Source organism: Trinickia dinghuensis, from assembly GCF_003367175.1.
GTDB lineage: Bacteria > Pseudomonadota > Gammaproteobacteria > Burkholderiales > Burkholderiaceae > Trinickia > Trinickia dinghuensis.
In genome coordinates this window covers 39,000-64,908 of sequence record NZ_QRGA01000019.1, presented here as the reverse complement: position 1 = coordinate 64,908, position 25,909 = coordinate 39,000, and the positions used below count along the sequence as shown (strand labels likewise).

Sequence of the window (25,909 nt, the reverse complement as noted above, 5' to 3'; positions counted from 1 at the left end):
CCTTGGGTTGTCGATGCGTTGACAGGCATCGTAGGAGGAGCGGAGGGCGAAATCGATTACCTCCGAGGTCAAGAGCGCTCGGAGGAATTCGGGGGAATTCGGGGGAACTAGGATGAACTGGGCGGGACGCGGGCGGCGGGCCTGCGTTCGGGCGGTAGCGGCTGGTGCAGGGCGGCCGGCAGGCCGCTGCGTGGCGCCGGCCCGCGTGGCGCCGTTAGTGCACGGCTTCCAGCGTCTTCGCTTTCTTGCCGGCCCGCGACGGCGGCTGGCACATCACGCAGGCCTTCGCGCGCGGCAGGTCGTGCTTGTACGAGACGAACTTGCCCTTGCAGCGGCAGCATTGATGCATCTCGAGGATGCCGCCGTTGAAGAAGCGCACGAGGGTCCAGGCACGCGTCAGATCCAGATGCACGTCGAGGCCCGTGCTCGTGCAGTGCTCGCGATAGAGGCGATAGCCTTTCGTCAGCGCGTCGACGTGCGAGCAGCGTGCTTCCTGCTTCAGGAACGAGTACGTGTGATAGAACAGCGACGCGTGAATGTTGGCCTGCCAGGTCATGTACCAGTCCGCGGACGAGGGCAGCATGCCCTTCGGCGGCGATTCGGATTTGACTTCGCGGTACAGGCGAATGAGCCGCTCGCGCGAGAGCGAGAGTTCCGACTCGAGTACCTGCATGCGGGCGCCCAGTTCGATCAGGGCAACGGCGCGCGAGACTTCTTGAGCTTCTTCGATCAGGCTGATCTTCGGCATGGCGTCTCTCTCGGGCTTAGGCGAATTGGCGGGCAGGCTGCGCGGCAAGCAGGATCGCCGCGTGCGTGGCGGTGGCGTCGAGGCCCTTTTCGGCCATCGTCAGCGCCTTCAGCATTTCCGCATCCTGGAAGCGGAAGTCGCAGACGATGTCTTCCGCTTGCGCGACCTTGATCGTCTGTGCGGGCGTGAGCATGTGGATCAAGTCGGCCATTTGCGCGGACAAACCGAGCTTGAACAGCCCCTCCGCGTAGTCCTCGTTGAGCATGTGCTGCGCAAGCATCAGATACGACAGGTTGATTTCGCGTATCGATTCGAGCACTTCACGATCGTCCACACTAGCCTCCGCAGCCGGGAAAACGGGTTTTGCATGCGTCGGGATCGAGCCGCTTTTCAAGCTGTGCGGCGTGGTGCATGCGATGGATGGAAGTATTGTTCAGATCGTTGCCGGCTCCAATCAGCGGCGTCGGAACATGATGTCGTCCGCGCCGAGGCATTTGTCAGCGTTTTCCTACGCGCCCTGGCACGCGAGCGGGGCGAAGCGGTTTTTGAAAGATGTGCGTAAGCTTCGTGTGGGGTTGCCGCACGAGCGGCGTGAGCGGCGCGTCCGCGCGGTTCGATGGACGGCGGCGCGCCTATTGGCAATAATGAGGTGCCCGGCGCTCACCTTTTAGTCGCATAGGGCCGGAAATCCATCTTCGCAATGCACAAACCGATACTTGCGCTGACCTACGATCGGATCGACCAATGGATCGCCTCGCTGCAGCCCGATCTGGCTGCCGAGGGATTCGCGTGCGCGGTCGGGATTCTGCGCGGCGGCGGGCCGCTCGCACTGATGGTGTCGCACGCCGTGGGGGTGCCGGCGGCATTCTTGCGCTACGAGCGGGCCACGCGCGCGGTCGCATGGGATTCTTCGATTCCACTGCCGCCCCCCGGCAGCAAGGTGCTCGTCTGCGAGGACATCGCCGGCGCCGGCAACACGCTCGACGATTGCGTCGCTTTCCTGCGCGGCCATGGGCTCGAGGTCAAGACGCTCGTGGCCGCCTTCGACGATTTGAGCCGGATGCGGCCCGATTACGGCATCGATGCGCGCGGCTATTTCGTGCTGTTCCCCTGGGAGCGCCACGCCTACACCGACGGGTATCGCGAGGCCTGGCAGCGCACGCGCGCGGGCATGGACGGGGCGATCGGCGAGGATCACGAGTTCGCGGTCTACGCGATCGATCTCGACGGCATCCTGTTGCCCGATGTCGCACCGCAACATTACGAGGCCGATCTGGCCGCCGCTCTGGCCGAGCGCGACGCGCTTTTACCGTTCGAGCGGTTGCCCGGCATCGACTTTACCCGCGTCAAGGCGATCGTGACGGGCCGTCCGGAGATGGACCGCCCTCGCACGCTCGATTGGCTGGCGCGGCACGGATTTCACGGGCCTTCCCTCGTCATGCGCGACACCGCCCGCTACGGCGACCGTCCGCACGAGGTGGCGGCCCATAAGGCGCGGGCGGCGGTCGCGCTGTCGTGTACCCATTTCGTCGAAAGCGATCCGGTGCAGTCCATCCACATCGCGCAGTTCGCGCCGCTCATGCGCGTCGTCTGGTGGGATGCGTTCCAGGGCGCGGGCCAGCTCGTTTCGGCTCATCGGTGGGAGACGGCTGCCGGCGGGCCCATGCTCGCGCGGCCGCAAGCACTGCCGGCCGCTTAGCACTCGCCGCGCCGGCGCGGCCGGCCGCGAGGGCATGGGGCCGGAACGGTTTTACGGCTGGACCGATTGGCATCTATGCTGTGGATCAGCAGATCGGTATTCGTTCACGCAACCTACGGGCAAGCGCAAGCTTGCGACAATGAACTCGACGCGGTGCACCGCGCCGACGTCGCACCTTCCTTTGACCTTTGAGAGAGAGCTGACGATGCAAACCAAATCCGTACTTGGTCTCGCCGAAGCAAACAAGATCATCGACACCGCACGCGCCGAAGCCGAGAAGCACGGCTGGAACGTGGCGATTGCGCTGGTCGACGACGGCGGACACCCGCTCGCGCTGACGCGCCTGGACGGCGCCTCGCCGCTCAGCGCCTACATCGCGATCGAAAAGGCGCGCACCGCGGCGCTAGGCCGCCGCGATTCGAAAGCCTATGAGGACATGATCAACGGCGGGCGCACCGCGTTTCTGAGCGCTCCGCTGATTCAAGGCGCACTCGAGGGCGGCGTGCCGGTCGTAGTCGGCGGGCACGTCGTCGGAGCAGTGGGCGTTTCCGGCGTCAAGTCCGAACAGGACGCGCATGTGGCGCGGACCGCCGCCCAAAGCATCGAGGGGTAGCCGGGAGCCGATTTCCAACAAACGAAGCAACCGCATCATGAATCTGACCGACCACAATGGGCTGAGTGTCGATCCGGCACTCAGCCGTTTCATCGAACATGAGGCAATGCCGGGCACGGGCATCGAGGCGCAGGCCTTCTGGCAAGGCTTCGCCGCGATCGTGCACGAGCTTGCCCCGAAAAACCGGGCGCTGCTGGCCGAGCGCGATCGCCTGCAGACGGCGCTCGACGAATGGCATCGCACGCATCCTGGCCCCATTCGAGATCTGCCGGCCTACCGAGCGTTCCTCCAAGAGATCGGCTATCTCGCCGTGCCGCCCGCCGAGGTGAAAATCGGCACGGCCGGCGTCGATGTCGAGATCGCCGAGCAGGCGGGGCCGCAGCTCGTCGTGCCGCTGTCGAATGCGCGCTATGCCCTGAACGCGGCGAACGCGCGCTGGGGCAGCCTCTACGACGCGCTATACGGCACCGACGCGCTGCCCGAAGACGACGGGGCCGCGCGCGCGGGCGGCTACAACCCGGTGCGCGGTGCGCGCGTCATCGGCTACGCGCGTGCGTTTCTCGATCGGGCGGCGCCGCTCGAAGGCGCGTCGCACCGCGACGCGATGGCCTATGCGGTGCGCGACGGCGGCCTCGTCGTCCGCACGAAAGCCGGGGAGGCGCGCCTTGCCGAGCCGGCTCAATTCATCGGCTATCGTGGCGAGCGCGATGCGCCGACGGCCGTTCTGCTCAAGCATCACGGGCTGCACGTCGAGATCCAGATCGATGCGGACGCACCGATCGGCAAGACCGATCCGGCTCATGTGAACGACGTCGTGCTCGAGGCTGCCGTCACGACGATCATCGACTGCGAGGATTCGGTCGCGGCCGTCGATGCCGAGGACAAGGTCTTGCTTTATCGCAATTGGCTCGGGCTCATGCAAGGCACGCTCGAGGAGCAGGTCAGCAAGGCCGGCAAGACGTTCGCGCGGCGCTTGAACGACGACCGCACTTACCATGCGCCCGACGGCGGCACGGTGACGCTGCACGGCCGCTCGCTGCTGTTCGTGCGCAACGTCGGCCATTTGATGACGACGAGCGCGGTGCTCGACCGCGATGGGCACGAGATTCCCGAGGGCATTCTCGACGCCGTCGTCACGACGCTGTGCGCGCTGCACGATCGGAAAAACCGCCGCAATTCGCGCGAGGGCGCGATCTACATCGTCAAGCCGAAGATGCACGGGCCGGCCGAGGCCGCATTCGCCGACGAGCTGTTTGGCCGGGTCGAGCGCTTGTACGGCCTGCCTGCGCAGACGATCAAGATCGGCATCATGGACGAGGAGCGCCGCACGAGCGTCAATCTTTCGGCCTCGATCGCCGCGGCGGCGGGGCGGGTCGCCTTCATCAACACGGGGTTTCTCGACCGCACGGGCGACGAAATGCACTCGGCGATGGAAGCGGGGCCGATGCTGCGCAAGGGCGACATGAAGCGTTCGGCCTGGATCACGGCTTACGAGCGTAACAACGTGCTCGTGGGCTTGGCGTGCGGGTTGCGGGGACGCGCCCAGATCGGCAAGGGCATGTGGGCGATGCCCGATCTCATGCACGCGATGCTCGAGCAAAAGGGCGCGCAGCTGCGCGCGGGAGCGAACACCGCCTGGGTGCCGTCGCCGACCGCCGCCACGCTGCACGCGCTCCATTATCACGAAGTCGACGTGCAGGCCGTGCAGCGTTCGCTGGAAACGACGCTCGACTATGCGAGCGAGCGCGATGCGCTGCTCGACGGGTTGCTGACGGTGCCGGTGGTCGAGCGTGCGCAGTGGTCGCAGGAGGACATCCGCCGCGAGATCGAGAACAACGCGCAAGGCATCCTCGGCTATGTCGTACGGTGGATCGATCAGGGCGTGGGCTGCTCGAAGGTGCCCGATATTCACAACGTGGGATTGATGGAGGACCGGGCCACGTTGCGCATTTCGAGCCAGCACATTGCCAATTGGCTGCGCCATGGGGTCGTCGCGCCCGAGTTCGTCAAGGAAACATTCGAGCGGATGGTGCGCGTGGTCGACGAGCAAAACGCCGGCGATCCGAATTACCGCCCGATGGCGCCCGATTACTCGGCGTCGTTCGCGTTCCGAGCGGCCTGCGCGCTGGCGTTCGAAGGCCGGGCCCAGCCGAGCGGCTATACGGAGCCGCTGCTTCACCGGTTCCGGCTCGAGTTCAAGCGCCATTTGGCGGGCGGGTAAAGGAGAGAAGGCCGGAAACGGGCTGCGCGCCGCTCGGGGCGGCGGCGCACAGCCCGTGTCGCGCGGTCGCGCAAGCATGGCGACGGTGCGACACGTAGCGCAGTGTTGCCCCGCCGACGGAACGATGCCGCGGATCGGAATGAGCTAACGGGTATCGATGTCCGTCCGACAACGACAACTCTAAGGAGACAGCATGGATCCAACCGTGGCGCTTCCACCCGGTACGTTGTACGCGCAACCGCTTACCCCCGTCGGACATTCCCTCTTGCTCTCGTTTCTCGTCGCCGCGCTGCCGATCGCGGCGGCGCTGATCATGCTCGGCGTCTTGCGCCGTCCGGCGTGGCAAGCCTCGCTCGCCGGCCTGATCGTCGGGCTGATCGCGGCGATCGCGGTTTGGGGCATGCCGGCCGGCCTCGCTTTCAATGCCGTCGGCGCCGGCATGGCGCTCGCGCTCATCCCCGTGATGTGGATCGTGTTCAATGCGCTGCTGCTCTACAACATCGCCGTCACGACGGGACGTTTCGATCAGTTCCGGCAATGGATGCTCGATAACCTGCCCGACGATCGGCGTCTCGTCCTGCTCGTCGTCGCGTTCTCGTTCGGGTGCTTGCTCGAAGGGATCTCGGGTTTCGGCACGCCGGTCGCGATCACGAGCGCGCTCCTGATCGCACTCGGCTTTCCCGCGCTCGAAGCGTTGACGTTTACGCTGATCTTCAATACGGCGCCCGTCGCGTTCGGCGCGCTGGGGGTGCCGATCACGGTGCTCGGTGCCGTCACGTCGCTGCATCCCGCGACGCTCGGCGCCATGGTCGGCCGTCAACTGCCGTTCTTCGCGCTGTTGCTGCCGTTCTACGTCGTCGGCTTTTACGGCGGCATCCGCTCGGTCGGCAAGCTGTGGCCCGCGCTGCTCGTTTCGGGCGGCAGCTTCGCGCTCGCGCAGTTCGTCACGTCGAACTACCTCGGCTATCAATTGACCGACGTGCTGTCGTCGCTGACCTCGCTCATCGTGACGATCGCCTTCCTCAAAGTGTGGCGGCCCGAGCCCGACGCGCATTTCGCGATCGCCCGCGGCGGCGACACGTTGACGGGTGCCGGCGCCGCGCAACAAAGGGCGGGGTGGGGCGGCTGGCTGCCGTGGATCGTCGTGTCCGTCGTCGTGATCGTATGGGTGCACGCCAACATCGCGTCGATCGGCGACATGAAGATCAAGTGGCCGGGGCTGCACAACGCGGTCTATGTCTCGCTGTATCACAAGTCGTACGCGGCGATCTGGGACTTCCAGCCGCTCGGCACCGGCACGGCGATTCTCCTATCGGCGATCGTCACGGCGGTGTGGTCGCGGATGCGCGTCGGCGATTTCTTCTCGTGCGTGGCGGTGACCTGGCGGCAAACGCGCATCGCGATCGCGACCGTCATGATGATCGTCGGCCTCGGGTACTTGCTCAACTATTCGGGTATGAGCTACACGCTCGGCACGGGCGTTGCGGCGACGGGGGCGCTGTTTCCGCTGGTCTCGGCCTCGCTCGGCTGGATCGCGGTGTTCCTTTCGGGCAGCGATACGTCGGGCAATGCGCTGTTCGGCAACCTGCAGGTCGTGGCCGCGCGGCAACTGGGCTTCGACCCGGTGCTGATGGCCGCGACGAACTCGTCGGGCGGCGTGATGGGCAAGATGATCTCGCCGCAAAATATCGCGACGGGCGTCTCGACGACTGACCTCAAAGGCCAAGAGGGCGTTGTGTTCGCTCGCACCTTCTGGCATAGCGTGTTCTTGATGCTGCTGCTCGGCGTGCTCGTGTTCCTGCAGCAGCATGTGCTGACTTGGATGATTCCGGCCGCCCAGCAGTAGGGAACAAGGGCGCCGCGTTTGCTCGCGTTACGCGGGTGCGGCGCCCTCGTGCGGGGGCGAGCCGGCGAGTGAAACGCGTGCTCGTTAGGCCGCCGCTTCGCCGCCGGCCACCGGCATCGTGCGAACGGGCCGGGCGCGGGCCTTCAGCGCCTTGAGGAGTTTCGCCAGTTCGATCTCGCCGAAATTGCGCACGTAAGCCGTCAAGCTCGAGTGCTCGGTGCTCGACCAGTACCACTCGCCGGCATCGAATCGATCGCGGATCGTTTGGTATCCGACATCGAGCTCGCGTCGCGACGGGAGGTAAAAATCCTTGTGCCCGTCTTTCTCGTATTGGGATGCGAACTTAGCCGCCTCGTGGTCGTGGGAGTCGAGACTGCATTCGGCTAAATGCTTGGTATTCGCTTTGCCGTCGCGGGGATCGAGCGCACCGCTTTCCGTCCCGCCGAAGCCGCCCCACTGCACGTCGACTGCCTCGTCGGCAGCGAAGATCAAAAAGCGCGGCTGCGTGCCGACGTAGTCGGGCACGATGCCGGCGTAGATGCCGCCTTGCCCTTCCCAATACTGGCCTATCGCGGGTGCGTCGGACAACGTCAGGCGCTGTGTCGTCGTTTCGGTCATGGCTCGTCTTCCTCGTTCATGAGCCCGCTGCCGGATGCGGGCGGTCGATCGGCGAGAAGCGATGTTGACGCGGCACGGCTTTGCCCACGCGTTTCTCCTCGCTTTTAGGACGAAGGGGAAGCGCTCGCGCCGCGCCGGCTACATGAAGGCGCGTTACGCGGAGTCGGACACGAAAATTTTTCTGACCGCGCGGGCGCGTCCGGCGAACGATTTGAACGACGTGCCGAGCGGATACCCGTTGAAATTGGCTCCCTGCGCGTTGTCGGCCGTTTCCTCGGTGCTCGACCAATACCATTCCGATCGTGAGAATTGATCCGGCAGCGAGGCGGCGGCCATTTCGAGTTCGCACTGCGCGGGCAGATAGAAATCGGCGTGCCCGTCCTTTTCGTAGTTGGCGGCCCAGCGTGCGGCCGGGTGCCTGTGACGGCAGTGCGTCAGCGTGTTGGTGTTGGCTTGGCCGTCGCTCTTGCTTCTCGCGTCGTCGTCTGGGATACCGTACGGACCCCATTTGATATCGACGGCTTCGTCCGTCGACAGCACGAGGTGATAGGGCGACGTGCCCGTGTAGTCCGGCATGATTCCTGCGTAGATTCCTCCTTGTCCTTCCCAGTATTCGCCCACGCGAGGCGTACCGGCGACCGGATGCCGTGCGAACTCGATCATCGTTCGTACTCCTTACTTTTTACGGTTCAAGAGATCGTCGACTGATCGAGTAGGAAATTCCTTCCGATGACGGGGAGGGCGAAGTGCGTAGCGAGGCGTGCGCGCCAGACGGAACGGCCTTCCCTTGAGTCGCTGCGAAACGTCGATGGTGGAGATGCACCTTCGTTCGCCGACGGTGCGCCATGCGCGGATTTGCGTATTGACGTATTTGCGGTTGGTACGATGACTGCAGCATGGTGCGCGGCGGATGATGCACTGTTCTGCGCGCGCATGATCTTTTGTCTAAACTTTTAGGACGAATGGCCGTTAGAACAAGGACCACATCGTTCCGATGTGGTGCGGCGCCAAGCCGGCGCCCATGCGCAGCACTTTGATCGACTATGCACTATGAGTCGCCACGACTGACTGCAGCCCCGAACGCGTACCGCGGGGAAAGCCCGCGCAAAGGCGCCGGGTTCGTGCGCCGCATTTACGTGCTGCGGCTTTTCGGCTTTGCGGTCGGTTTCTTTCCGCTGCTGATTTTGCTGCATTCGCAGCATGCGCACGCATGGGCGATCGCCGCCATCGCGGCTGTCTGTTTCGTCTGGCCGCATCTGGCGTATCTGCATGCGCGTAGCGCTCCGCAACCCTTGCTGCGCGAGCGCTGGAACTTCATGGTCGATTCGATCAGCGGCGGCTGGTTCATCGCGGCCGTGCATTACGCGCCGATCGCCACCGTCGTCGTTTTCCTCATGTTCACGATCGACAACATGGCGGCCGGCGGATGGCGGCTTTTCGGCTATGGCCTTCTCGCAATGGCCTTCGGTGCCGGCACGGGGATGCTCGTATTCGGCGCCTACGTCGAGCCTGCCATGACGCTGCATGCGGCGCTCGCCTGGGTCCCCGTGGTGCTCGGCTATCCGCTCGTGCTCGCGAAGACCACGTACGGCGTCTACATGAAGCTGACCGAACGCTCGACCCGCTTGCGCGATTTGAGCGAACGCGACAGTCTCACCGGCTTGTCGAACCGGATGACGGTCACCGCGAAGCTGCAAGCGATGATGACGCCCGCGCGGCACCTCCACGTTCTGTTCATCGATCTGGACGCATTCAAGACCGTCAACGATGCGCTCGGGCACAACATCGGCGATCGCCTGCTCGTCGAAGTGGCGGCGCGGCTCGAGGCCTGCGCGCGGCCCGGCGATCTCGTCGCGCGCTACGGCGGCGACGAGTTCGTCATGGTCCGCGAGCTGCGCGGCGACGAGCCGTACCAGGCGCTGGCCGGCGCGGTGCTGGAAGCACTCGCGGAGCCGATCGTCGTGGCCGGGCACGAACTCGTCGCCGGCGCGAGCATCGGCATCAGCATGTTTCCCGAAGACGGCGACGACGCCGAAGCGCTGATCCGTGCCGCCGACATGGCGATGTATGTCGCCAAGGGCCGCGGGCGCAACTGCTTCGAGTTCTATCGCCACCGCATGCGCAGCGATGCGGACGCGCGGCTGAAGTTGTCGGGGCGTCTCAGGAAAGCGATCGAGGGCGGCAAGCTGCATTTGAACTTTCAGCCGCAAGTGGATATGCGTACCGGTGAAGTGCGGGGCCTGGAAGCACTCGTGCGCTGGCGCGACGACGATCACGGGATGATGAATCCCGCCGATTTCGTCGCGGTGGCGGAGGCGTCGGGGCTCGTGTCGCAGCTCGGCGAATGGGTGCTGCGCGCCGCGTGCGAACAGGCGGCGGCGTGGCGCGAGTTGCAGGCCAAGCCGATTCCGATCTCGGTCAACGTATCGCCGCTGCAATTGCTGCGTGCCGATATCGTCACGACGTTCCAGCGCGTCATCCAAGAAACGGGCATGGACCCGACGCTCCTCGAACTCGAGGTGACCGAGACGGCGCTGATGAAGAACCCGGAGGCGTCTGCGCGCCGGCTCGTCGAATTCCGCCGCCTCGGCGTGCGGGTGGCGATCGACGATTTCGGCATGGGCTATTCGAGCCTCGGGCAACTGCGTGCGCTGCCCGTGGACCGCATCAAGATCGACCGCGCGTTCGTGCGCGGTATCGGCGAGGGCGACTCGGGGGCGATTGCAACCGCCGTCGTGACGCTGGCCAATGCATTTGAGCTTTCCGTCATCGCTGAAGGGGTCGAAACGCTCGCCCAGCGCGCGTTCCTCATCGACCTCGGCTGCGTCGAAGCACAGGGCTTTCTGTTCAGCAAGCCGCTCGATGCCGACGCGGCGACGCGTCTGTTGCTGCAGGGCGCCGTCTTGCAGCTTCCCCAGGGCGTCGAGCACGGCCGCGGCAAGCGGCGCGGCGTAGCGGCCGCATCAAGCGCGTAGTTCCTCGAAGTGGCGGCTTCCGCGCGATCGATGCAGGATCGGACGGGGACGCTCTCCGGCGTCGTGGGAGCGTTCAAGGGTTGACGGGATTCGATCCGGATTCGATCCGGATTCGACTCGGGGCCGGCTCTCGAACGCGGCGACGCTGCAAAAGCGAGGTATCGTGTCGGCTTGCCGGGCGGGCGTGTCGTTCGCCCGCCCCTCCGAGCCTTTTCGTTACCCGCTTCGTGACTACCGATCCGACCGTACCCGTCATCCATTGGACCGACGGCGACCTTGAACTCAGCGCGCGCTGGCGCTCCGAAGCCGGCGCCGCGCCGCCGCGGCGCGTCGTCCTAGCCGACGACCGCATGACCGCCGATGCGGCCTATCGCCAAGCCAGCGAGGGCGTCGCGCTCTTGTGGCGCGGCGATTTTCAAAACGCGCGCCAACTCATGCAGGCCATGGCGCGTCGAATCGACCGCAAGAAGCACAAGAGCCCGGCTTCTCCGCTCGATGCGTTCAACGCGCATCGACAGGCTCAGGCACAACGCGCACGCACGCTCGGCATGGTATTGATTCCGCTCGATGCCGATTATTCGATCCCGCTGCGCCGCGCCCCCGACGTGAAGCAGGCCTGCGCCGAGGTATACGGCGAGGGCGACGCCGGAGGCGCATCGTCCGTCGTCTCGCTGCGTGAATTGCAGGGGCTGGTCGGCGCGCACGAGTGGCGCAAGAAGGGCATCGAAATCGCCGCGCTCGGCGCGCGCATCCACCCGTACTACGGCGTGTTCTCGCCGGTGCGCGGCGAGTACATCGAACTCGTCGCGCGCGCGCCGCTGCCATCGCGCTCGCTCGCGTTCGATATCGGTACGGGCACGGGCGTGCTCGCGGCCGTGCTGGCCAAGCGCGGCGTCGAGCGCATCGTCGCCACGGACGCGGACGCCCGCGCGCTCGCCTGCGCACGCGAAAACGTCGCCCGCCTCGATTTGACCGAGCAGGTTCAGGTGTGCGAGGCCGATCTGTTTCCGCCGGGGCGCGCGCCGCTTGTCGTCTGCAATCCGCCTTGGCTGCCGGCGCGGCCCAGTTCACCGATCGAGCGTGCCGTCTACGATCCCGACAGCCGCATGCTGCGCGGGTTTCTGGATGGCCTCGCCGCGCATCTCGAGCCCGGCGGCGAAGGATGGCTGATCTTGTCCGATTTCGCCGAGCATTTGGGATTGCGCTCGCGCGAGGCGCTGCAGGCCATGATCGATGCGGCGGGATTGAAGGTGATCGGCCGGGACGACATCCGGCCGGTTCATCCGAAGGCGGCGGATCCGTCCGATCCGCTTTATCGTGCCCGAGCGGCCGAAGTGACTTCCTTGTGGCGGCTCGGGGCGAAGTGACGGGGGAAGCAACGAGAACAACGGGAGTAACCGGAGTAACAGGAGTAACGGGATACGGACCGCGAGGCCGATCGCCTCGCGGGACTCGCATATTGGGACGGCACGCTCAGCCCGGATAGGCCTCGTCGACTTTCAAACCGGCGAGCTTGAAGATGACGCGCAATGTCTGCGGGCGGATGTCGCGCCTCGATGCGAGCGTCGTCAGGATGAAGTCGACGACTTTCGCATACTTGAGCAGCGTGAGGAGTGCCTCGAGACCGGGGTCCGTATCGCGCATCGACTCGGCGAGCCGTAGCATTTCCACCGAAATGTCGCGCGCCATCTCGAGTTCCAGTTGCTGCTTTTCCGACCAGCCCGTGGGCGGCGTAAGGAGATTGGCGAGCATCGCTTGAAACTTTTGCTCCGCGTCTCCGTTGGGTATCGTAGCCATCGCTGTCGTCCTTTCGTCAACTTTGCTTCTTCGCCGTCCATGTGCCGGGGCAGCCGCGCTGGGCTCCACCGCCGCGACGTAACGTTCGTTACGTAACGCGTCGGCACGCGAACGAGCCTGCCGCGCGCCGCCTGCGGCGCCGCGGCCCGTGCCGTGCCGCGCTCCAGCGCGAATGCGGGCTGCACCGCCCGGACGGGAAAAAATTCGGTCCGCGCGTCCATGCACAAATCGTTCCCGCGCACTTTCCAGCGTCTCACGCGCTTTTCGGTAAACTGACGCGATTGTTTTTATGCTTCTGTAGGCTGTCGCACGCTCGCGGCGACTTGTCCGGGAGGCGTCCCACCATGTCGAACAAGACTTACGAAATTCGCCCCAACCAATCGGTCGAGCTGCTCAAGGAGCTTCATATCCTGACGCGCGACGGCAAGATGAATCAAGACAGCCGCCGCAAGCTCAAGCAGGTCTATCACCTGTTCCAATTCATCGAGCCGCTGCTTGCCGAAGTCGTGCGCGATCGAGGCGCCGTCACGCTCGTCGATCACGGCGCCGGCAAGTCTTACCTTGGTTTTATCCTCTACGATCTTTTTTTCAAGGCGCTGCCGCCCGGTACCGGTTCGCGTATCTACGGAATCGAAACGCGCGCCGAACTCGTCGATAAATCGACGGCGCTGGCGGTGCGGCTCGGCTTCGAGGCGATGTCGTTTCTGAACGTGTCGGTGGCCGATTCGATCGCCCTGGCGCAGTTGCCGGAGACCATCGACGTCGTCACGGCGCTGCACGCCTGCGATACGGCGACCGACGACGCCATCCGCTTCGCGCTGGAAAAGCGCGCGCGCCACATGGTGCTCGTGCCGTGTTGCCAAGCGGAGGTGGCGGGTGTGCTCAGACGAAACAAGGGCAAGTCGCTCGGCAGCGCGCTCACCGAGATCTATCGTCATCCGCTGCATACGCGCGAATTCGGCAGCCAGATCACGAACGTCCTGCGCTGCCTGCAATTAGAGGCGCATGGCTATCAAGTGACGGTGACGGAACTTGTCGGCTGGGAGCATTCGATGAAAAACGAACTCATCGTGGCCCAGTACAAGGATCTGCCGCGCAAGCGGCCCGCCGAGCGCTTGACCGAGGTGCTCGATACGTTCGGGCTCGATTCACTGCGCGAGCGGTTTTTTACGACGGTTTAATCGGACGAAGGCCTGGGCGTGGCCGGGCCGGCCGGCTCGCCCGAGCTTGCCGGCACTTGCTCTTGCATCCATTTACGCCAGCCTTCGTGGCCGAGGCGGCGCATCGTTTCCTGATTGCGCTCGTAGATGTCGGCGGCATCGGGAAAGGCTTGCGTCGCGCGCTCGACGCTCGATTCGCGCAGCAAATGGAGGATCGGGTAGGGCGCGCGGTTCGTGTAGTTCTCGATGTCCTCGGGCTCGGTGCCCTCGAACTGGTAGTGCGGATGAAAACTCGCGATCTGCAGTTCGCCGTCGAGTCGAAGCTGTCCGAGCAGCCGCTCGGCGAAGAACAGCGCGTCGTTGAATTCGAGGAAATCGGCGAATGCGTGCGGGAAGATCAAAAGCGTCGTGTCGACGCATTCGGGATCGGCCTCCGTCAGCGCCCGAAGTTCAGCCTCCAACACAGTCAGTACGCCTTCGAGATCGGGCGCTTCGCTAACGACGTAGCGAATCTGCTGCTTCGTGTGAACGGCCTTCGCGAACGGGCAGAGATTGAGGCCGATCACCGCACGGGTGAGCCAATGCCGCGTGGCGGCGAGGATTTCGTCGGCGGCGGCCGGCGGCGCCGCGCTATCGCTGGGTTCGTGCATGGCGGCGGTGAAGGTGAGATGTCGGCTCGGTTCGATGCGGGTGCATGCGCGGGCGCGGGCGCGGCGCGAAGAGCGGCATTTTACGCGTCGGCGCGTTTGCCGCATGCCGCCGCAACGAGCATCGCGGCCACGCGTGGTGCCGCCAGGATCGGGCCGCATCCGGGCCCGAACGTCTGGCTGGCCGCATAGATCCCTTCGATCAGCAAGGCGAGCGCATCGGCGAGGCCAGCCGGATCGTCGGCGCCCGCGGCCGTCGTCAGTTCGGTGAGCCGCTCGCTCAGTTCGGCCTTGTTGCGCGCCACGATCTCGCGCGCCGGGTGCGTCGGATCGGGAAATTCCGCCGCGACGTTGACGAACGGGCAGCCGCGATAGCCCTCGCGCGATGCGCGCTGCGTCAGATCCTCGAAGTACTGGGCGATCTGGCGCACCGGCTCACCCGGGTGCATGCCGATGCTTTTGTCGAAGTTCGCGAAAAAACTCTCGTTCGTCTGTTCGAGGTAGGCCTCGATCAGTTCGTCCTTCGACGAGAACTGCCGGTACAGACTCATCTTGTTGACGCCGGCGCGCTCGACGACGGCGTCGACGCCCACCGCGCGCACCCCTTCCTGGTAGAAGAGTTCTCCCGCCGCACGCAGCAGCAACTCCTGCGCCGTGGCGGCGTCGGTGTGGGGACGCGTGCGCGAGGCGGCCGCTTTGGCCCTCGGGGCACGGGTAGGAGAGATCTCGGCGTATTTCTCTTTCATTGCGAACTGTCCGGTTTGACGGAGCGCGATTGTGCCGCCTGCCGCCCGATCGTCCAAGACTACGAATTGACCTGCTTGACATGTTACCGATCGGTAACTAGCATTGCAACTCACACTTGTGACTGATCTGTCACAAGTGTGGTGCAGCAACCATCAACAATCGACCGGGCGTCCCGCCGAATTGGCTGGCTACGCACCGGCGTGCAACGTTCACCACGTGCACCGACACGCCGTCAGGGGCGGCGGACGCGCTTAAACGAGAATGCCGATGAACTGGATTGCAACGAGAATGAACGGGCGGGCGCACTACGGCTGGGTCGTCGCCGCCGTGGTGTTCCTGGTATTGCTCGCCGCCGCCGGCACACGCGCGACGCCGAGCGTGCTGATGGTGCCGCTCGAACATCAATTGGGCTGGAGCCGCGCGACGATTTCGCTGGCGATTTCGGTCAATATCGCGCTGTACGGGCTCACCGGTCCGTTCGCGGCCGCTTCGATGCAGCGCTTCGGGGTGCGGCCCACGCTCATGGCGGCGCTGGTGCTGATGGCCGGCGGTGTCGCGTTGTCGTCGATGATGACGGCGCCGTGGGAAATGATCCTGATTTGGGGCGTGATGGTCGGCAGCGCGACCGGCGTCGCGGCGCTGACGCTCTCGGCAACGGTCGTGAACCGCTGGTTCGTCGAGCGTCGCGGGCTCGTCATGGGCGTGCTGACGGCCAGCTCGGCCACCGGCCAGCTCGTGTTTCTGCCGATGCTGGCCTCGGTGGCCGAGCATCATGGCTGGCGGCCCGTCGTGCTGATCGTGGCCGTTTGCGCGGCGGTCGTGCTGCCGCTCGTTGTGTTCTTGCTGCCCGAGCGGCCGGCGAGCGTCGGCCTGCGGCCCTATGGCGAACCCCATGATGCGCCGCGCACCGATGCCCATGCCCCGCAAAATCCGCTCGCGATCGCGTTCGGGACGCTGGCGTCGGCAAGCAAATCGCGCGACTTCTGGCTGCTCTTCTTCAGTTTCTTCATTTGCGGCGCGAGCACGAACGGCTATGTGGGCACGCACTTGATCGCCATGTGCGGCGACTACGGGCTCAGCGAAGTACAAGGCGCGTCGCTGCTGGCCGCCATGGGCGTCTTCGACCTGTTCGGCACGACGCTCTCGGGCTGGCTGTCCGACCGCTTCAACAGCCGTATCCTGCTGTTCTGGTATTACGGGCTGCGCGGGCTCTCGCTGATCTATCTGCCGCACGCGTTCGGCATCGATTTCTTCGGCCTGCCTTTGTTCGCCGCCTTCTACGGGCTCGATTGGATCGCGACGGTGCCGCCGACGGTGCGCCTGACGAACGACGCATTCGGCAAGGACTCGGCGCTCGTGGTGTTCGGCTGGGTGGTCGCGGGCCATCAACTCGGGGCGGCGTTCGCCGCGTACGGCGCGGGACTGCTGCGCTCGAGCCTCGGTACGTATACGGTCGCGTCGATGATCTCGGGCGGGTTGTGCTTGGTCGCCTCGATGCTCGTGCTGCGCATTCACCGCCGCGGTTCGGTGCCGGCTGTCACGGCGACGGCGGCTTAACCGGCCCAGCAGCGGTAATACGCACCTGCACGGACTGCACGAACCTGCACTGCCGGGGTGGCGCTGCGCGTGTCAGGGTTCCTCGCGCAGCGCAGAAAGCGGCGTCGCGACCTGCTCGAGCGATTTGCGCTCGGCATCGACGCCCCACACGGCCGCGATCGCCGCCGCGGCCAGCATCAATCCGGAGCCGACGAGATAGCCTTCGAATACGGCACCGCGCTGCTGGGTATCGATCAGCCGGCCGAAGAACGCGGGGCCCGCGATGCCGCCGAGCGCCGTGCCGAACGCGTAGAACACGGCGATCGCGAGCGCGCGAATTTCGAGCGGGAACGATTCGCTCACCGTCAAATAGGCGGAACTGGCCGCGGCCGACGCGAAGAAGAAAATCACCATCCAGGCTACCGTCTGCTCTTTGACGGTCAGCACGCCTTTCGCGAACAGATAGCCGCTGCCGATCAACAACAGGCCGGACAGTGCGTAGGTGAGCGCGATCATCGTGCGCCGGCCGACGGCATCGAACGCATGCCCCAGCACGATCGGGCCGAGAAAATTCCCTAATGCGAACGGCAGCAGGTACCAGCCGACTTCGCCGCCGGGCACATGATAGAAATCGGTCAGCACCAGGGCATAGGTGAAGAAGATCGCGTTGTAGAAGAAGGCCTGCGCCGTCATCAAAGAGAGGCCGACGAGCGAGCGGCGCCGGTGCGTGACGAACAGCGCTTCGAACACTTCGCTAAACGGCGTGCTCTCGCGGCGCGCGAACCGCAGCGTGTGCAATTCGTCGGACAACGGCCGGCTGCCCACACGGCGAAAGCGCGCTTCGATGTCTTCGACCACGCTTTTCGCTTGCTCCGGCTCGTTGTGCGTGAGCAGCCAGCGCGGGCTTTCCGGCACCCAGACGCGCATGAACACGATCACGAGCGCGAGTGCGGCGCCGATGAAAAAGCAGGCGCGCCAGCCGAAGTCGCCTGGGACGACATGCGGATCGAGCAGGACGAGCGAGCCGCCGGCGCCTAGAGCTGCCCCGATCCAGAATGTTCCGTTGATGCCGAGGTCCGTCCAGCCGCGCACGCGCGCGGGCGTGAATTCCTGGATCGTCGAATTGATCGCCGCATATTCGCCGCCGATGCCGGCACCGGTCAAAAAGCGCAGCGCCGCGAAGCTCGCGAAATTCCAAGACAGCGCCGTGGCGGCCGTCGCGACGAGATACAGCCCGAGGGTCGCGAAAAACAGTTTGCGTCGCCCGAGCCGGTCGGTGAGCCAGCCGAAGATGAGGGCGCCGAGCACCGCCCCGGCGATGTAAGCGCTGCCGGCCAGACCGATGTCGGCGTCGGTCAAATGCAAGGCTGGGCTCGATTTGAGCGCTCCGGCCACGGCCCCGGCCAATGTCACTTCGAGCCCGTCGAGCAGCCAGGTGATGCCGAGGGCGACTACTATCAGCGTATGAAAGCGCCCCCAGGGCAGGCGATCGAGCCGCGAGGGCAAATCGGTTTCGATGATGCTCCCGCTCGAAGCGGGGCGGGGCGCCGCGGTCTTCAGGCTCATCTCGACTATTCTCCTGATGGATGCGGTGATGGCCGGGCCGTTTTCAAGCGGCGGGCCGCCCGCGTGCGGCGCAAGCCGTGTGCCAGCTGCCGGGTGTCACGGGGATCGGATGGCGCACCGATTGCTCCTACCGGGGAGTTGTGTTAAAAAGCGCTCCCTTCTGTTCGCATAAAGCGAGTTGCGATGCAAGCGATGCCCTATTGTGCGATCGACTTCGGTACGTCCAACTCCGCCGTGGCGTTGCCGCGCGGCGAGACGATGATGCTGGCGCCCGTCGAGGGCGCACATACGACGCTGCCGACAGCCGTCTTCTTCAATACCGACGAACATACGCGTGCCTTCGGCCGCGCGGCGCTGGCGGAATACATCGACGGCTTCGACGGCCGCTTGATGCGCTCGCTCAAGAGTATCCTCGGTTCGCCGCTGGCGGAGACCGCGACGGATCTCGGCGACGGCAGCGCGATCAAGTACACGGAAATCATTGGGATTTTCGTCGCCTTCCTGAAGCGGCAAGCCGAAGCCTGCGCGGGCGTATCGATCGACCGCGTGGTGCTGGGGCGGCCAGTCTTCTTCGTCGACGACGATCCGCGCGCCGACCGCTTGGCTCAGCAGCAGCTCGAAACGGCGGCACGCGGCGCCGGCCTGAAGGAGATTCACTTCCAGTACGAGCCGATCGCGGCCGCATTCGACTACGAATCGCGCTTGCAGGAAGAAGCGCTCGTGCTCGTTGCCGACATCGGCGGCGGCACCTCGGATTTTTCTCTCGTCCGGGTCGGGCCCGAGCGGATGAAGCGGATCGAGCGCAAGGACGACGTGCTCGCGCATTACGGCGTGCACGTGGCCGGGACCGACTTCGACCGACGCGTGGAACTCGAGACGATCTTGCTGGAGCTCGGCTACCGGTCGCTCGATCCCGAGGGCCGCGAGGTGCCGAACCGGATCTACTTCGACCTGGCCACGTGGCACCTGATCAATACGATCTACGGCGGCAAGCGCGCCGGCGAGCTTGCGCTGATGCGGCATTTGTATCCCGACGTGCGGCACCACGAGCGGCTCATGCGCGTGGTCGAGCGCCGGCTCGGCCATGCGCTAGCGGCGCGGGCGGAAGAGGCGAAAATCGGGGTGGCGGCCGGCGGACAGACGTCGATCGACCTCGATGACGTCGAAGCCGATTTGCGTATCGCGTTCGACGAAGCGGGGCTGATCGCCGCCGGCGCCGACGAGGCGCGCCGCATTGCCGATGCGGCACGGGAGACGGCCAAGGCGGCCGGCGTGGCGCTCGGCGACGTCGACGCGCTTTACTTCACGGGCGGAACGACCGGCCTGCACTTCCTCACGAACGCGCTGTGCGCGGCGTTTCCCGATGCCAAGCCCGTATTCGGCGATCGGCTCGCCAGCGTCGCGGCGGGGCTCGGGATTCACGCCCAGCGCCTTTTTGCCTAGCGCTGACTAGCGCATCCGCCATTACGCCATTCCGCGATTGGGCGATTGCCATTGCCCGACTTCGCCGTTCCTCAATCGCCGCAGAAAGACAAAACCCCGCACGTGGCGGGGTTTTTTGTTCGCGAAACGCGATGCGCTTCGCTGCGTACGAGCTTCGAAGCGACTCAGTGCTCCGAAGCGCTCAAGCGCCTTACAGCGGCTTGATGTTCGCGGCTTGCTTGCCCTTGGGGCCCGTCTTTACTTCGAAAGACACTTTCTGATTTTCTTGCAGCGTCTTGAAGCCTTCGACGCGGATTTCCGAGAAGTGCGCGAAGAGATCTTCGCCGCCGCCGTCGGGGGTGATGAAGCCAAAGCCCTTAGCGTCGTTGAACCACTTGACGGTACCGGTTTCCATATTACAAATTCCTAAATTGGGTGAAAAAGGCCGAAGCCTGGGAGCGCACGAAAATCAAGGAAGGATAAGAGGACAACCGGAGTACCTGATGGGGGCGACCTACGAAAGACCAATCAACACTCGCCACTTGAATTCCTGCTCCATCTTTATACGGTGAATCGAGGCCATGGTCAACACAATTTCGCGCCGCAGCATCGTCTTTCGACTGACTAGACGAACCACCCTCTTACAAATCTTTCATTTCATGGGGATTTTTTTTCTTGGTGACCGATCAATTTGCACCAATTAAGTGATTGCAACCGGTAAACTACCCGCCGCGCGATGTGGTTGCGCCAAGTTGCGGTTCCCCCCTCGCCGCAGTGCCCGCATCGGTTGCACGTTTCTTGCAGAATCGGCGCGTATCCCCCACCCGCGCGCCATTCGTATATCCCCAAGGAGAGGTTGTGAAAAGTTCTATTCAACGGAACATCGGGCCGTTTGCGCTGATGCTCACCGGTCTGGGCTCGATCATCGGGTCCGGCTGGCTGTTCGGTGCGTGGAAGGCGGCCAAGATCGCCGGGCCCGCGGCGGTGTGCGCATGGATCATCGGCGCCGTCGTGATTCTCGCCATTGCGCTCACCTATGCCGAACTGGGCGCCATGTTCCCGGAGTCGGGCGGCATGGTGCGCTACGCGCGCTATTCGCACGGCGCGCTCGTCGGCTTCATCAGCGCTTGGGCGAATTGGATCGCCATCGTGTCGGTGATTCCGATCGAGGCCGAAGCGTCGATTCAATACATGAGCACCTGGCCCTACAGCTGGGCGCATGCGCTGTTCGTGAACGGGTCGCTGGCGCCGCCGGGCCTGTTCCTCTCGGCCCTGCTCGTGATCGTCTACTTCATGCTCAACTACTGGGGCGTGAAATTGTTCGCCCGTGCGAACACGACCATCACGGTGTTCAAGTTCATCATTCCGGGCGCCACCATCCTTGGGCTGATGGCATCGGGCTTCCATAGCCAAAACTTCGGCACCTCGACCACGTTCGCGCCGTACGGCTGGTCGGCCGTGTTCACGGCGGTGGCGACGAGCGGCATCGTGTTCAGCTTCAACGGCTTCCAAAGCCCGGTCAACCTGGCCGGCGAAGCGCGCAACCCGTCGAAGAGCGTGCCGTTCGCGGTCATCGGCTCGATCCTGCTCGCGCTCGTGATCTACGTGCTGCTGCAAATCGCTTATATCGGCGCGGTCAACCCGGCCGACGTCGTGAAGGGCTGGAGCCATTTCAACTTCGCTTCGCCGTTCGCCGAGCTTGCCCTTGCGCTGAACCTGAACTGGCTGGCGATCCTGCTCTACGTGGACGCGTTCGTCAGCCCGAGCGGCACCGGCACGACCTACATGGCGACGACGACGCGCATGATCTACGCGATGGAGCGCAACAACACGCTGCCGAAGATGTTCGGCAATGTGCACCCGTTCTACGGCGTGCCGCGCAACGCGATGTGGTTCAACCTCATCGTCTCGTTCATCTTCATGTTCTTCTTCCGCGGCTGGAGTTCGCTGGCCGCCGTCATCTCGGTGGCGACCGTCATTTCGTATCTGACGGGCCCGATCAGCTTGATGGCGCTGCGCCGCACGGCAACGGACGTCGACCGTCCGCTGAAGCTGCCGCTGATGAAGCTGATCGCGCCGTTCGCGTTCGTCTGCGCGTCGCTCGTGCTCTATTGGGCGAAGTGGCCGCTCACGGGCGAGATCATTCTCCTGATGGTCGTCGCGCTGCCGGTCTACTTCTATTACCAGGCGAAGGCCGGCTTCGGCGGCTGGGGTGCGGATCTGAAGGCCGCTTGGTGGCTCGTCGCCTATCTGCCGACGATGGCCGTGCTGTCGGTCATCGGCAGCAAGCAGTTCGGGGGCATGAACGTCCTGCCCTACGGCTGGGACATGCTCGTCGTCGCGCTGGTCGCGCTCGGTTTCTACTTTTGGGGTGTGAAGTCGGGCTATCGCACGAACTATCTCAATGAGCGCGAGTCCGAGGAAGACCTTCTCGAAGGCGTCGGCGTTTAATGTGCCGCGCCGCCCGCGGTTAGATTTGAATTAGCGCGGGTGAGATGCAAAAAATAAGGCCCGTCTGACGAGAGTCAGACGGGCCTTTGTTCTGAATGGCCAACGAACTGCTAAGGCGAAGCATTACGCCTTCAAACGGTAACCGAGAGCGGCGTCGGACGCGGTCATCTCACTTAAGGGCGCCGGTTATCTCGATTCCGCCATGGCAGTCAACCATAGCTTCGTACCTAGTGGAGTTCACACGAAACGGCACCATCCACCAGTTGGTCGTATTGTCGTAGTGCGCGTCGTCTTCGAAGACGACCTTGTTTGTGGGTTTATTGTTGGCCTTAAGATAGTCGGCGATATGTTTCTTCGTAACTTCATATGGCTGGGTCGGGCACGATCCAGTGTCCCCGTCGTAGTGCCTAAAAACGATCGCAAACAGCAGAAATACGCTTGCCGCAACAGGCATCAGCGAGGTGGCGAGCACAATGCCGAGAGTCCTTAATTTCACAGGTTTCTCTTCGAAAAAAGGAATTCCGAGAACGAAATGACGCCACGTCCTACCTGGGGCCGGAAAACGATATTGAACCGGATCCGGAGAATTTGATGGTGTAATCAGTGTGTCCGAAAAGATCGCCGATCGCTCGGAGGAAATCCGTCATTTGCTCCTGCGGGAACGGTCGATGTGATCGATCTGCATTAAAAACGTCAGGTAGCAATGTGTATGAATCATTGAATGCATAGGTTCCTGCTTGATCGATATTCAATGTGCCGGTTACTTGACCGCTGATGCGCCCAATAACACCCGCCGCCCAGAGATCTTTGGTGCCATGAGCGAATAAATTCGTGCTGAAGCTCGCATCAATGGCATAAGATCCCGGGCCCATCGACAGGTTGTTTACGATATTCTTAATTGGTGAGAAATCGTTCAATCCCATTGATAGATTGAGGGATGGTATATCGATTGTTCTATCTGCACCGTTGCCGTTGATCCAGTAGTGAATTGCCGCGATCGGCATAAAAGGATTGCCATAAAACTTGAACTCGGATATCGGGGTATTCGCGTGTTGAGAAAAATATAATCCGTACATCATCGTGATATTTGACGATTGCGCAGGAAGGAGCCCGTATGAGTTCGCACCTATGAGCTGACTGTAACCACCATTGGCAAGCCACTGCGTGAAGGCGCCTAGAGATCTAATTTGACCCCAAACATATTCGGCTGAGCGACCGCTTAATCCCTTGAAAAACTCGTCCATGGTCGCAATGGGATCGCCGCCCTCCGCCATCTTGAAAACTCTTTTTCCATTCGCAACGACCTTCGCGCCGATGTCGTGAACAGAGAATGGAGGTGCGCCTTTCGGCGGCATCGGTGCAGAGGAGGCCGCCATATCGATACCGTAAAAAGCATCGCCGGTGGGTGGTGATCCGTATACGTTTATGGTGGGGAGTGATGCGATTGGCGGATCAGCGAAGGCGCGTTTCGGGCCAAAAAACGATAAAGCTGATGCGGACAATCCCCCTAAGGCAAGAGCGCGCCGAGATCGATTCAATTCGTCGTTAGATGCCGTGTTATTTTTCGTGGTTTTATGCATTTTTGTTTCCTCCCGATCGGTTGTGAAGTGATTTTGTGCTTCAGGTGGACGCGTTTCGTCATAGGTAACGAACGAGTGATTTTGGTTCCACCGAGTACAGGGGGAATGATTTATGACGTGCATTTAAAAAATGCGCGATAAGTCGAGCGGCGGAGATGAGGCGATGTTCGTCGTCGCCTTGGGAAAGATCCGAGCGTCAGTGCGGTTGGATTCTGGCCGCCGAGCGCGTTGTCTTAGCGACGTTGGTTGGCCCAGCTTCTTGTTGCCGGTGTGGTGTCGCGCCCGTCTAGAGGTGCGGGCGCGACCGCGGTGCGATGGTGGTACGCAAAAAAACTGCGGCGAACTGATTAATGCAGAAATAAGTAATTCGTCATCGCCAGCGCTCGCTGATACGTTCCTAGCGATTGAATCTCCAGCGCGTAATCGTCGCTGGCCGCGCCGAGCGAGGCGAACACGGGCAGCAAATGCTCGTCGGTCGGATGCATGTAGGCCGCGTGCGGCGCGCGGCGGCGATAGTCGAGCAATGACTCGACATCACGTTCCGCCAGGCGTGCCTCGAACCAATCGGTGAATTCGGCTACGCGTGGGTCGCCATCGCCGGGTTTTGCGCCGAAGTCGGCCGCGCGCAGATTATGTGTGATCTGGCCCGACCCAATGATGAGTACGCCATCGTCCGCCAAAGGCCGCAGCGCGCGCCCCACCGCGTAGTGATGCGCCGGATCGCGATGCGGCTGAATCGACAGCTGCGCCACGGGCAGGTCGGCTTCCGGATACATCAACAGCAACGGCACCCAAGCGCCGTGGTCCAGCCCGTGGGGCAGCGTTTGGGTCGGAATGTTCGCCGTGCCGAGCAAAGCCGCGGCTTGGCGAGCCACCTCGGGCGCACCGGGCGCGCGGTAATGCAGTTCGTAAAGCGCGCGCGGAAAGCCGTAGAAATCGTGGATCGTCTCGGGCGCCTCGGCCGTGCTGGCGACGGGCATGTCCGTGCCCCAATGCGCCGAGAGAATCAAGATGGCGCGCGGGCGCGGCAGGCGGGCACCCAGCGTGGCGAATTCCCCCGACGGCATTGTGGGATCGATCGGCAGCGTCGGCGCGCCGTGAGACAGGAAAAGCGAAGGCAAACGTGACATGGCAGGAGATCGCGCGGGCGCGACCGGCATCGGTAAATGTGATGACTGACTATATTCCGCCGAGCGCAGGCGATAAACCCATGTTCAGGAAACGGACCGTGTCACCGCAGTAGCGAATGCGCACCGTGCTGGCTCGGCTCGGCGTTGCGTGTGTTTACGCTTCGCCGCGCAGCCCCGGCCAAGCCGCGGCCAGCGCCGGGCCGAGCGCGAACATGTCGAGGACGCGCGCCACGGTGTCGTCCACCATCTCGTCGATCGATGCAGGGCGGTTGTAGAACGCGGGCAGGGGAGGGAAAACGACGCCGCCCATTTCGGTCACGGCCGTCATATTGCGCAGATGCGCCAGATTCAGCGGCGTCTCGCGTGCCAGCAGCACAAGGCGCCGGCGCTCCTTCAACGTGACGTCCGCCGCGCGCGCGATCAGATTGTCGGAAAGGCCGTGAGCGATGCTCGCCAGCGTCCTCATCGAACATGGCGCGACGATCATGCCGTCCGTCGCAAACGAGCCCGACGCGATGCTTGCGCCGACGTCGCGCACGCTATGGACGACGTCGGCCAGCGGATGGACGTCGTCCTTCGTCAAACTCAGTTCGTGCTGGAGATTGAGCCAGCCGGCGCTCGAGACGACGAGATGCGACTCGAGCCCCTCGACACGCCGCATTCTTTCGAGCAGGCGTACGCCGTAGATCGCACCCGTGGCGCCGGTGATCGCGACGATCAGCCGGCGCGGCGGCACACTGGCGGAAGACATGGCTAAAGCATAAGAGCAGGCGGCGCGGCCGGCGACCGGCCGGCCCACACCCGCACGCGGCTCAGGCCGCGGCGAACAACTGCTGCAGTTCGCCCGACTGGTACATCTCCATCATGATGTCCGAGCCGCCGACGAATTCGCCCTTCACGTAGAGCTGAGGGATCGTGGGCCAGTTCGAGAATTCCTTGATGCCCTGGCGGATTTCCTCGTCTTCGAGCACGTTGACCGTCTTGAACTGGTCGACGCCGCATGCCTTCAGGATTTGGATGGCGCGGCCCGAGAAACCGCACATCGGAAACTGCGCGTTGCCCTTCATGAACAGGACGACGGCGTTTTCGTCGATAACTTGCTTGATGCGTTGTTGCGTATCCATGACTGACCTTGTGTCTGCGCGTCGCGCGC

Annotated in this window: 24 protein-coding genes; 10 read left to right on the top strand and 14 right to left on the bottom strand. The window is 63.7% G+C overall.

From position 1 onward, the window contains the following. Window positions 1-214 precede the first annotated feature (214 nt). Both flhC and flhD read right to left on the bottom strand, forming a co-directional pair. Window positions 215-748: a flagellar transcriptional regulator FlhC gene (gene flhC / locus DWV00_RS28225; RefSeq protein WP_115536925.1), complete on the bottom strand. Its 534-nt coding sequence runs from the start codon at window positions 746-748 to the stop codon at window positions 215-217. 16 nt (window positions 749-764) lie between these two features. Further along, window positions 765-1,082: a flagellar transcriptional regulator FlhD gene (gene flhD / locus DWV00_RS28220; protein ID WP_115537038.1), complete on the bottom strand. Its 318-nt coding sequence runs from the start codon at window positions 1,080-1,082 to the stop codon at window positions 765-767. A 366-nt stretch (window positions 1,083-1,448) separates the two neighbouring features. On the opposite strand from flhD, the gene DWV00_RS28210 reads away from it, so the two are divergent. The 4 genes from DWV00_RS28210 (at window position 1,449) to DWV00_RS28195 (ending at window position 7,127) form a co-directional block, all read left to right on the top strand. Further along, the gene (locus tag DWV00_RS28210) at window positions 1,449-2,447 is read left to right on the top strand and encodes a phosphoribosyltransferase (protein ID WP_115536923.1); all 999 of its coding nucleotides are present in this window, start codon (window positions 1,449-1,451) and stop codon (window positions 2,445-2,447) included. Window positions 2,448-2,652: 205 nt separating this feature from the next. Continuing rightward, window positions 2,653-3,060: a heme-binding protein gene (locus tag DWV00_RS28205; RefSeq protein ID WP_115536922.1), complete on the top strand. Its 408-nt coding sequence runs from the start codon at window positions 2,653-2,655 to the stop codon at window positions 3,058-3,060. 43 nt (window positions 3,061-3,103) lie between these two features. Further along, window positions 3,104-5,281 (top strand): malate synthase G, encoded by a 2,178-nt coding sequence (locus DWV00_RS28200; RefSeq protein WP_115537037.1) that lies wholly within the window; start codon window positions 3,104-3,106, stop codon window positions 5,279-5,281. A gap of 193 nt (window positions 5,282-5,474) precedes the next feature. Next, complete coding sequence (locus DWV00_RS28195) at window positions 5,475-7,127, top strand: L-lactate permease (protein WP_115536921.1); 1,653 nt, start codon at window positions 5,475-5,477, stop codon at window positions 7,125-7,127. Between the two features lie 84 nt (window positions 7,128-7,211). On the opposite strand, the gene DWV00_RS28190 is transcribed toward DWV00_RS28195, so the two are convergent. Then, on the bottom strand, window positions 7,212-7,745 hold the full coding sequence (locus DWV00_RS28190; protein WP_115536920.1) for a DUF1566 domain-containing protein: 534 nt from the start codon (window positions 7,743-7,745) through the stop codon (window positions 7,212-7,214). Between the two features lie 153 nt (window positions 7,746-7,898). Then, window positions 7,899-8,408, bottom strand: coding sequence for an Lcl C-terminal domain-containing protein (locus DWV00_RS28185; RefSeq protein ID WP_115536919.1), 510 nt, complete (start codon window positions 8,406-8,408; stop codon window positions 7,899-7,901). 458 nt (window positions 8,409-8,866) lie between these two features. Between DWV00_RS28185 and DWV00_RS28180 the strand changes: the two genes are divergently transcribed. Together DWV00_RS28180 and DWV00_RS28175 are read left to right on the top strand one after the other, a co-directional pair. After that, on the top strand, window positions 8,867-10,720 hold the full coding sequence (locus DWV00_RS28180) for a putative bifunctional diguanylate cyclase/phosphodiesterase (RefSeq protein ID WP_181885613.1): 1,854 nt from the start codon (window positions 8,867-8,869) through the stop codon (window positions 10,718-10,720). Between the two features lie 227 nt (window positions 10,721-10,947). Next, window positions 10,948-12,087, top strand: coding sequence for a methyltransferase (locus DWV00_RS28175; protein ID WP_115536917.1), 1,140 nt, complete (start codon window positions 10,948-10,950; stop codon window positions 12,085-12,087). Window positions 12,088-12,193: 106 nt separating this feature from the next. Here the strand turns inward: DWV00_RS28175 and DWV00_RS28170 are convergent, their stop codons facing one another. After that, window positions 12,194-12,517 carry a DNA-binding protein gene (locus DWV00_RS28170; RefSeq protein ID WP_115536916.1) on the bottom strand — a complete coding sequence of 108 codons (324 nt, stop codon included), beginning with the start codon at window positions 12,515-12,517 and terminating at the stop codon, window positions 12,194-12,196. Between the two features lie 344 nt (window positions 12,518-12,861). Between DWV00_RS28170 and DWV00_RS28165 the strand changes: the two genes are divergently transcribed. Continuing rightward, window positions 12,862-13,698, top strand: coding sequence for a class I SAM-dependent methyltransferase (locus DWV00_RS28165; protein WP_115536915.1), 837 nt, complete (start codon window positions 12,862-12,864; stop codon window positions 13,696-13,698). Here the strand turns inward: DWV00_RS28165 and DWV00_RS28160 are convergent. Continuing rightward, complete coding sequence (locus tag DWV00_RS28160; RefSeq protein ID WP_115536914.1) at window positions 13,695-14,327, bottom strand: DUF1415 domain-containing protein; 633 nt, start codon at window positions 14,325-14,327, stop codon at window positions 13,695-13,697. The genes DWV00_RS28165 and DWV00_RS28160 overlap by 4 nt on opposite strands. 80 nt (window positions 14,328-14,407) lie before the next feature. Beyond that, a complete protein-coding gene (locus DWV00_RS28155; protein ID WP_115536913.1) occupies window positions 14,408-15,070 on the bottom strand; it encodes a TetR/AcrR family transcriptional regulator in 663 nt (220 codons plus the stop codon). Window positions 15,071-15,338: 268 nt separating this feature from the next. Here DWV00_RS28155 and DWV00_RS28150 point away from each other — a divergent pair, with 268 nt between their 5' ends. After that, window positions 15,339-16,628 (top strand): MFS transporter, encoded by a 1,290-nt coding sequence (locus DWV00_RS28150; protein ID WP_115537036.1) that lies wholly within the window; start codon window positions 15,339-15,341, stop codon window positions 16,626-16,628. A 72-nt stretch (window positions 16,629-16,700) separates the two neighbouring features. Here the strand turns inward: DWV00_RS28150 and DWV00_RS28145 are convergent, their stop codons facing one another. Next, window positions 16,701-18,173, bottom strand: a complete 1,473-nt coding sequence (locus DWV00_RS28145; RefSeq protein WP_115536912.1) for an MFS transporter — start codon at window positions 18,171-18,173, stop codon at window positions 16,701-16,703. 192 nt (window positions 18,174-18,365) lie between these two features. Between DWV00_RS28145 and DWV00_RS28140 the strand changes: the two genes are divergently transcribed. After that, window positions 18,366-19,616, top strand: coding sequence for an Hsp70 family protein (locus tag DWV00_RS28140; RefSeq protein ID WP_115537035.1), 1,251 nt, complete (start codon window positions 18,366-18,368; stop codon window positions 19,614-19,616). A 190-nt stretch (window positions 19,617-19,806) separates the two neighbouring features. Here DWV00_RS28140 and DWV00_RS28135 read toward each other — a convergent pair whose 3' ends face one another. Then, window positions 19,807-20,010, bottom strand: a complete 204-nt coding sequence (locus tag DWV00_RS28135) for a cold-shock protein (RefSeq protein ID WP_102610995.1) — start codon at window positions 20,008-20,010, stop codon at window positions 19,807-19,809. A 443-nt stretch (window positions 20,011-20,453) separates the two neighbouring features. On the opposite strand from DWV00_RS28135, the gene DWV00_RS28130 reads away from it, so the two are divergent. After that, window positions 20,454-22,046: an APC family permease gene (locus tag DWV00_RS28130; protein ID WP_115536911.1), complete on the top strand. Its 1,593-nt coding sequence runs from the start codon at window positions 20,454-20,456 to the stop codon at window positions 22,044-22,046. A gap of 169 nt (window positions 22,047-22,215) precedes the next feature. On the opposite strand, the gene DWV00_RS28125 is transcribed toward DWV00_RS28130, so the two are convergent. The 5 genes from DWV00_RS28125 to grxD all read right to left on the bottom strand — a co-directional run bounded on the left by DWV00_RS28125 (window position 22,216) and on the right by grxD (window position 25,880). Further along, the gene (locus DWV00_RS28125; RefSeq protein ID WP_115536910.1) at window positions 22,216-22,542 is read right to left on the bottom strand and encodes a hypothetical protein; all 327 of its coding nucleotides are present in this window, start codon (window positions 22,540-22,542) and stop codon (window positions 22,216-22,218) included. A 49-nt stretch (window positions 22,543-22,591) separates the two neighbouring features. After that, entirely contained in the window at window positions 22,592-23,626 is a 1,035-nt protein-coding gene (locus DWV00_RS28120; protein WP_181885612.1) for a lipid II-degrading bacteriocin, read from the bottom strand. 347 nt (window positions 23,627-23,973) lie between these two features. Further along, window positions 23,974-24,756, bottom strand: a complete 783-nt coding sequence (locus tag DWV00_RS28115) for a DODA-type extradiol aromatic ring-opening family dioxygenase (RefSeq protein ID WP_115536908.1) — start codon at window positions 24,754-24,756, stop codon at window positions 23,974-23,976. A gap of 154 nt (window positions 24,757-24,910) precedes the next feature. Continuing rightward, on the bottom strand, window positions 24,911-25,507 hold the full coding sequence (locus DWV00_RS28110) for a UbiX family flavin prenyltransferase (protein WP_115536907.1): 597 nt from the start codon (window positions 25,505-25,507) through the stop codon (window positions 24,911-24,913). A 61-nt stretch (window positions 25,508-25,568) separates the two neighbouring features. After that, window positions 25,569-25,880 (bottom strand): Grx4 family monothiol glutaredoxin, encoded by a 312-nt coding sequence (gene grxD / locus DWV00_RS28105; RefSeq protein ID WP_115536906.1) that lies wholly within the window; start codon window positions 25,878-25,880, stop codon window positions 25,569-25,571. Window positions 25,881-25,909: the final 29 nt, after the last annotated feature.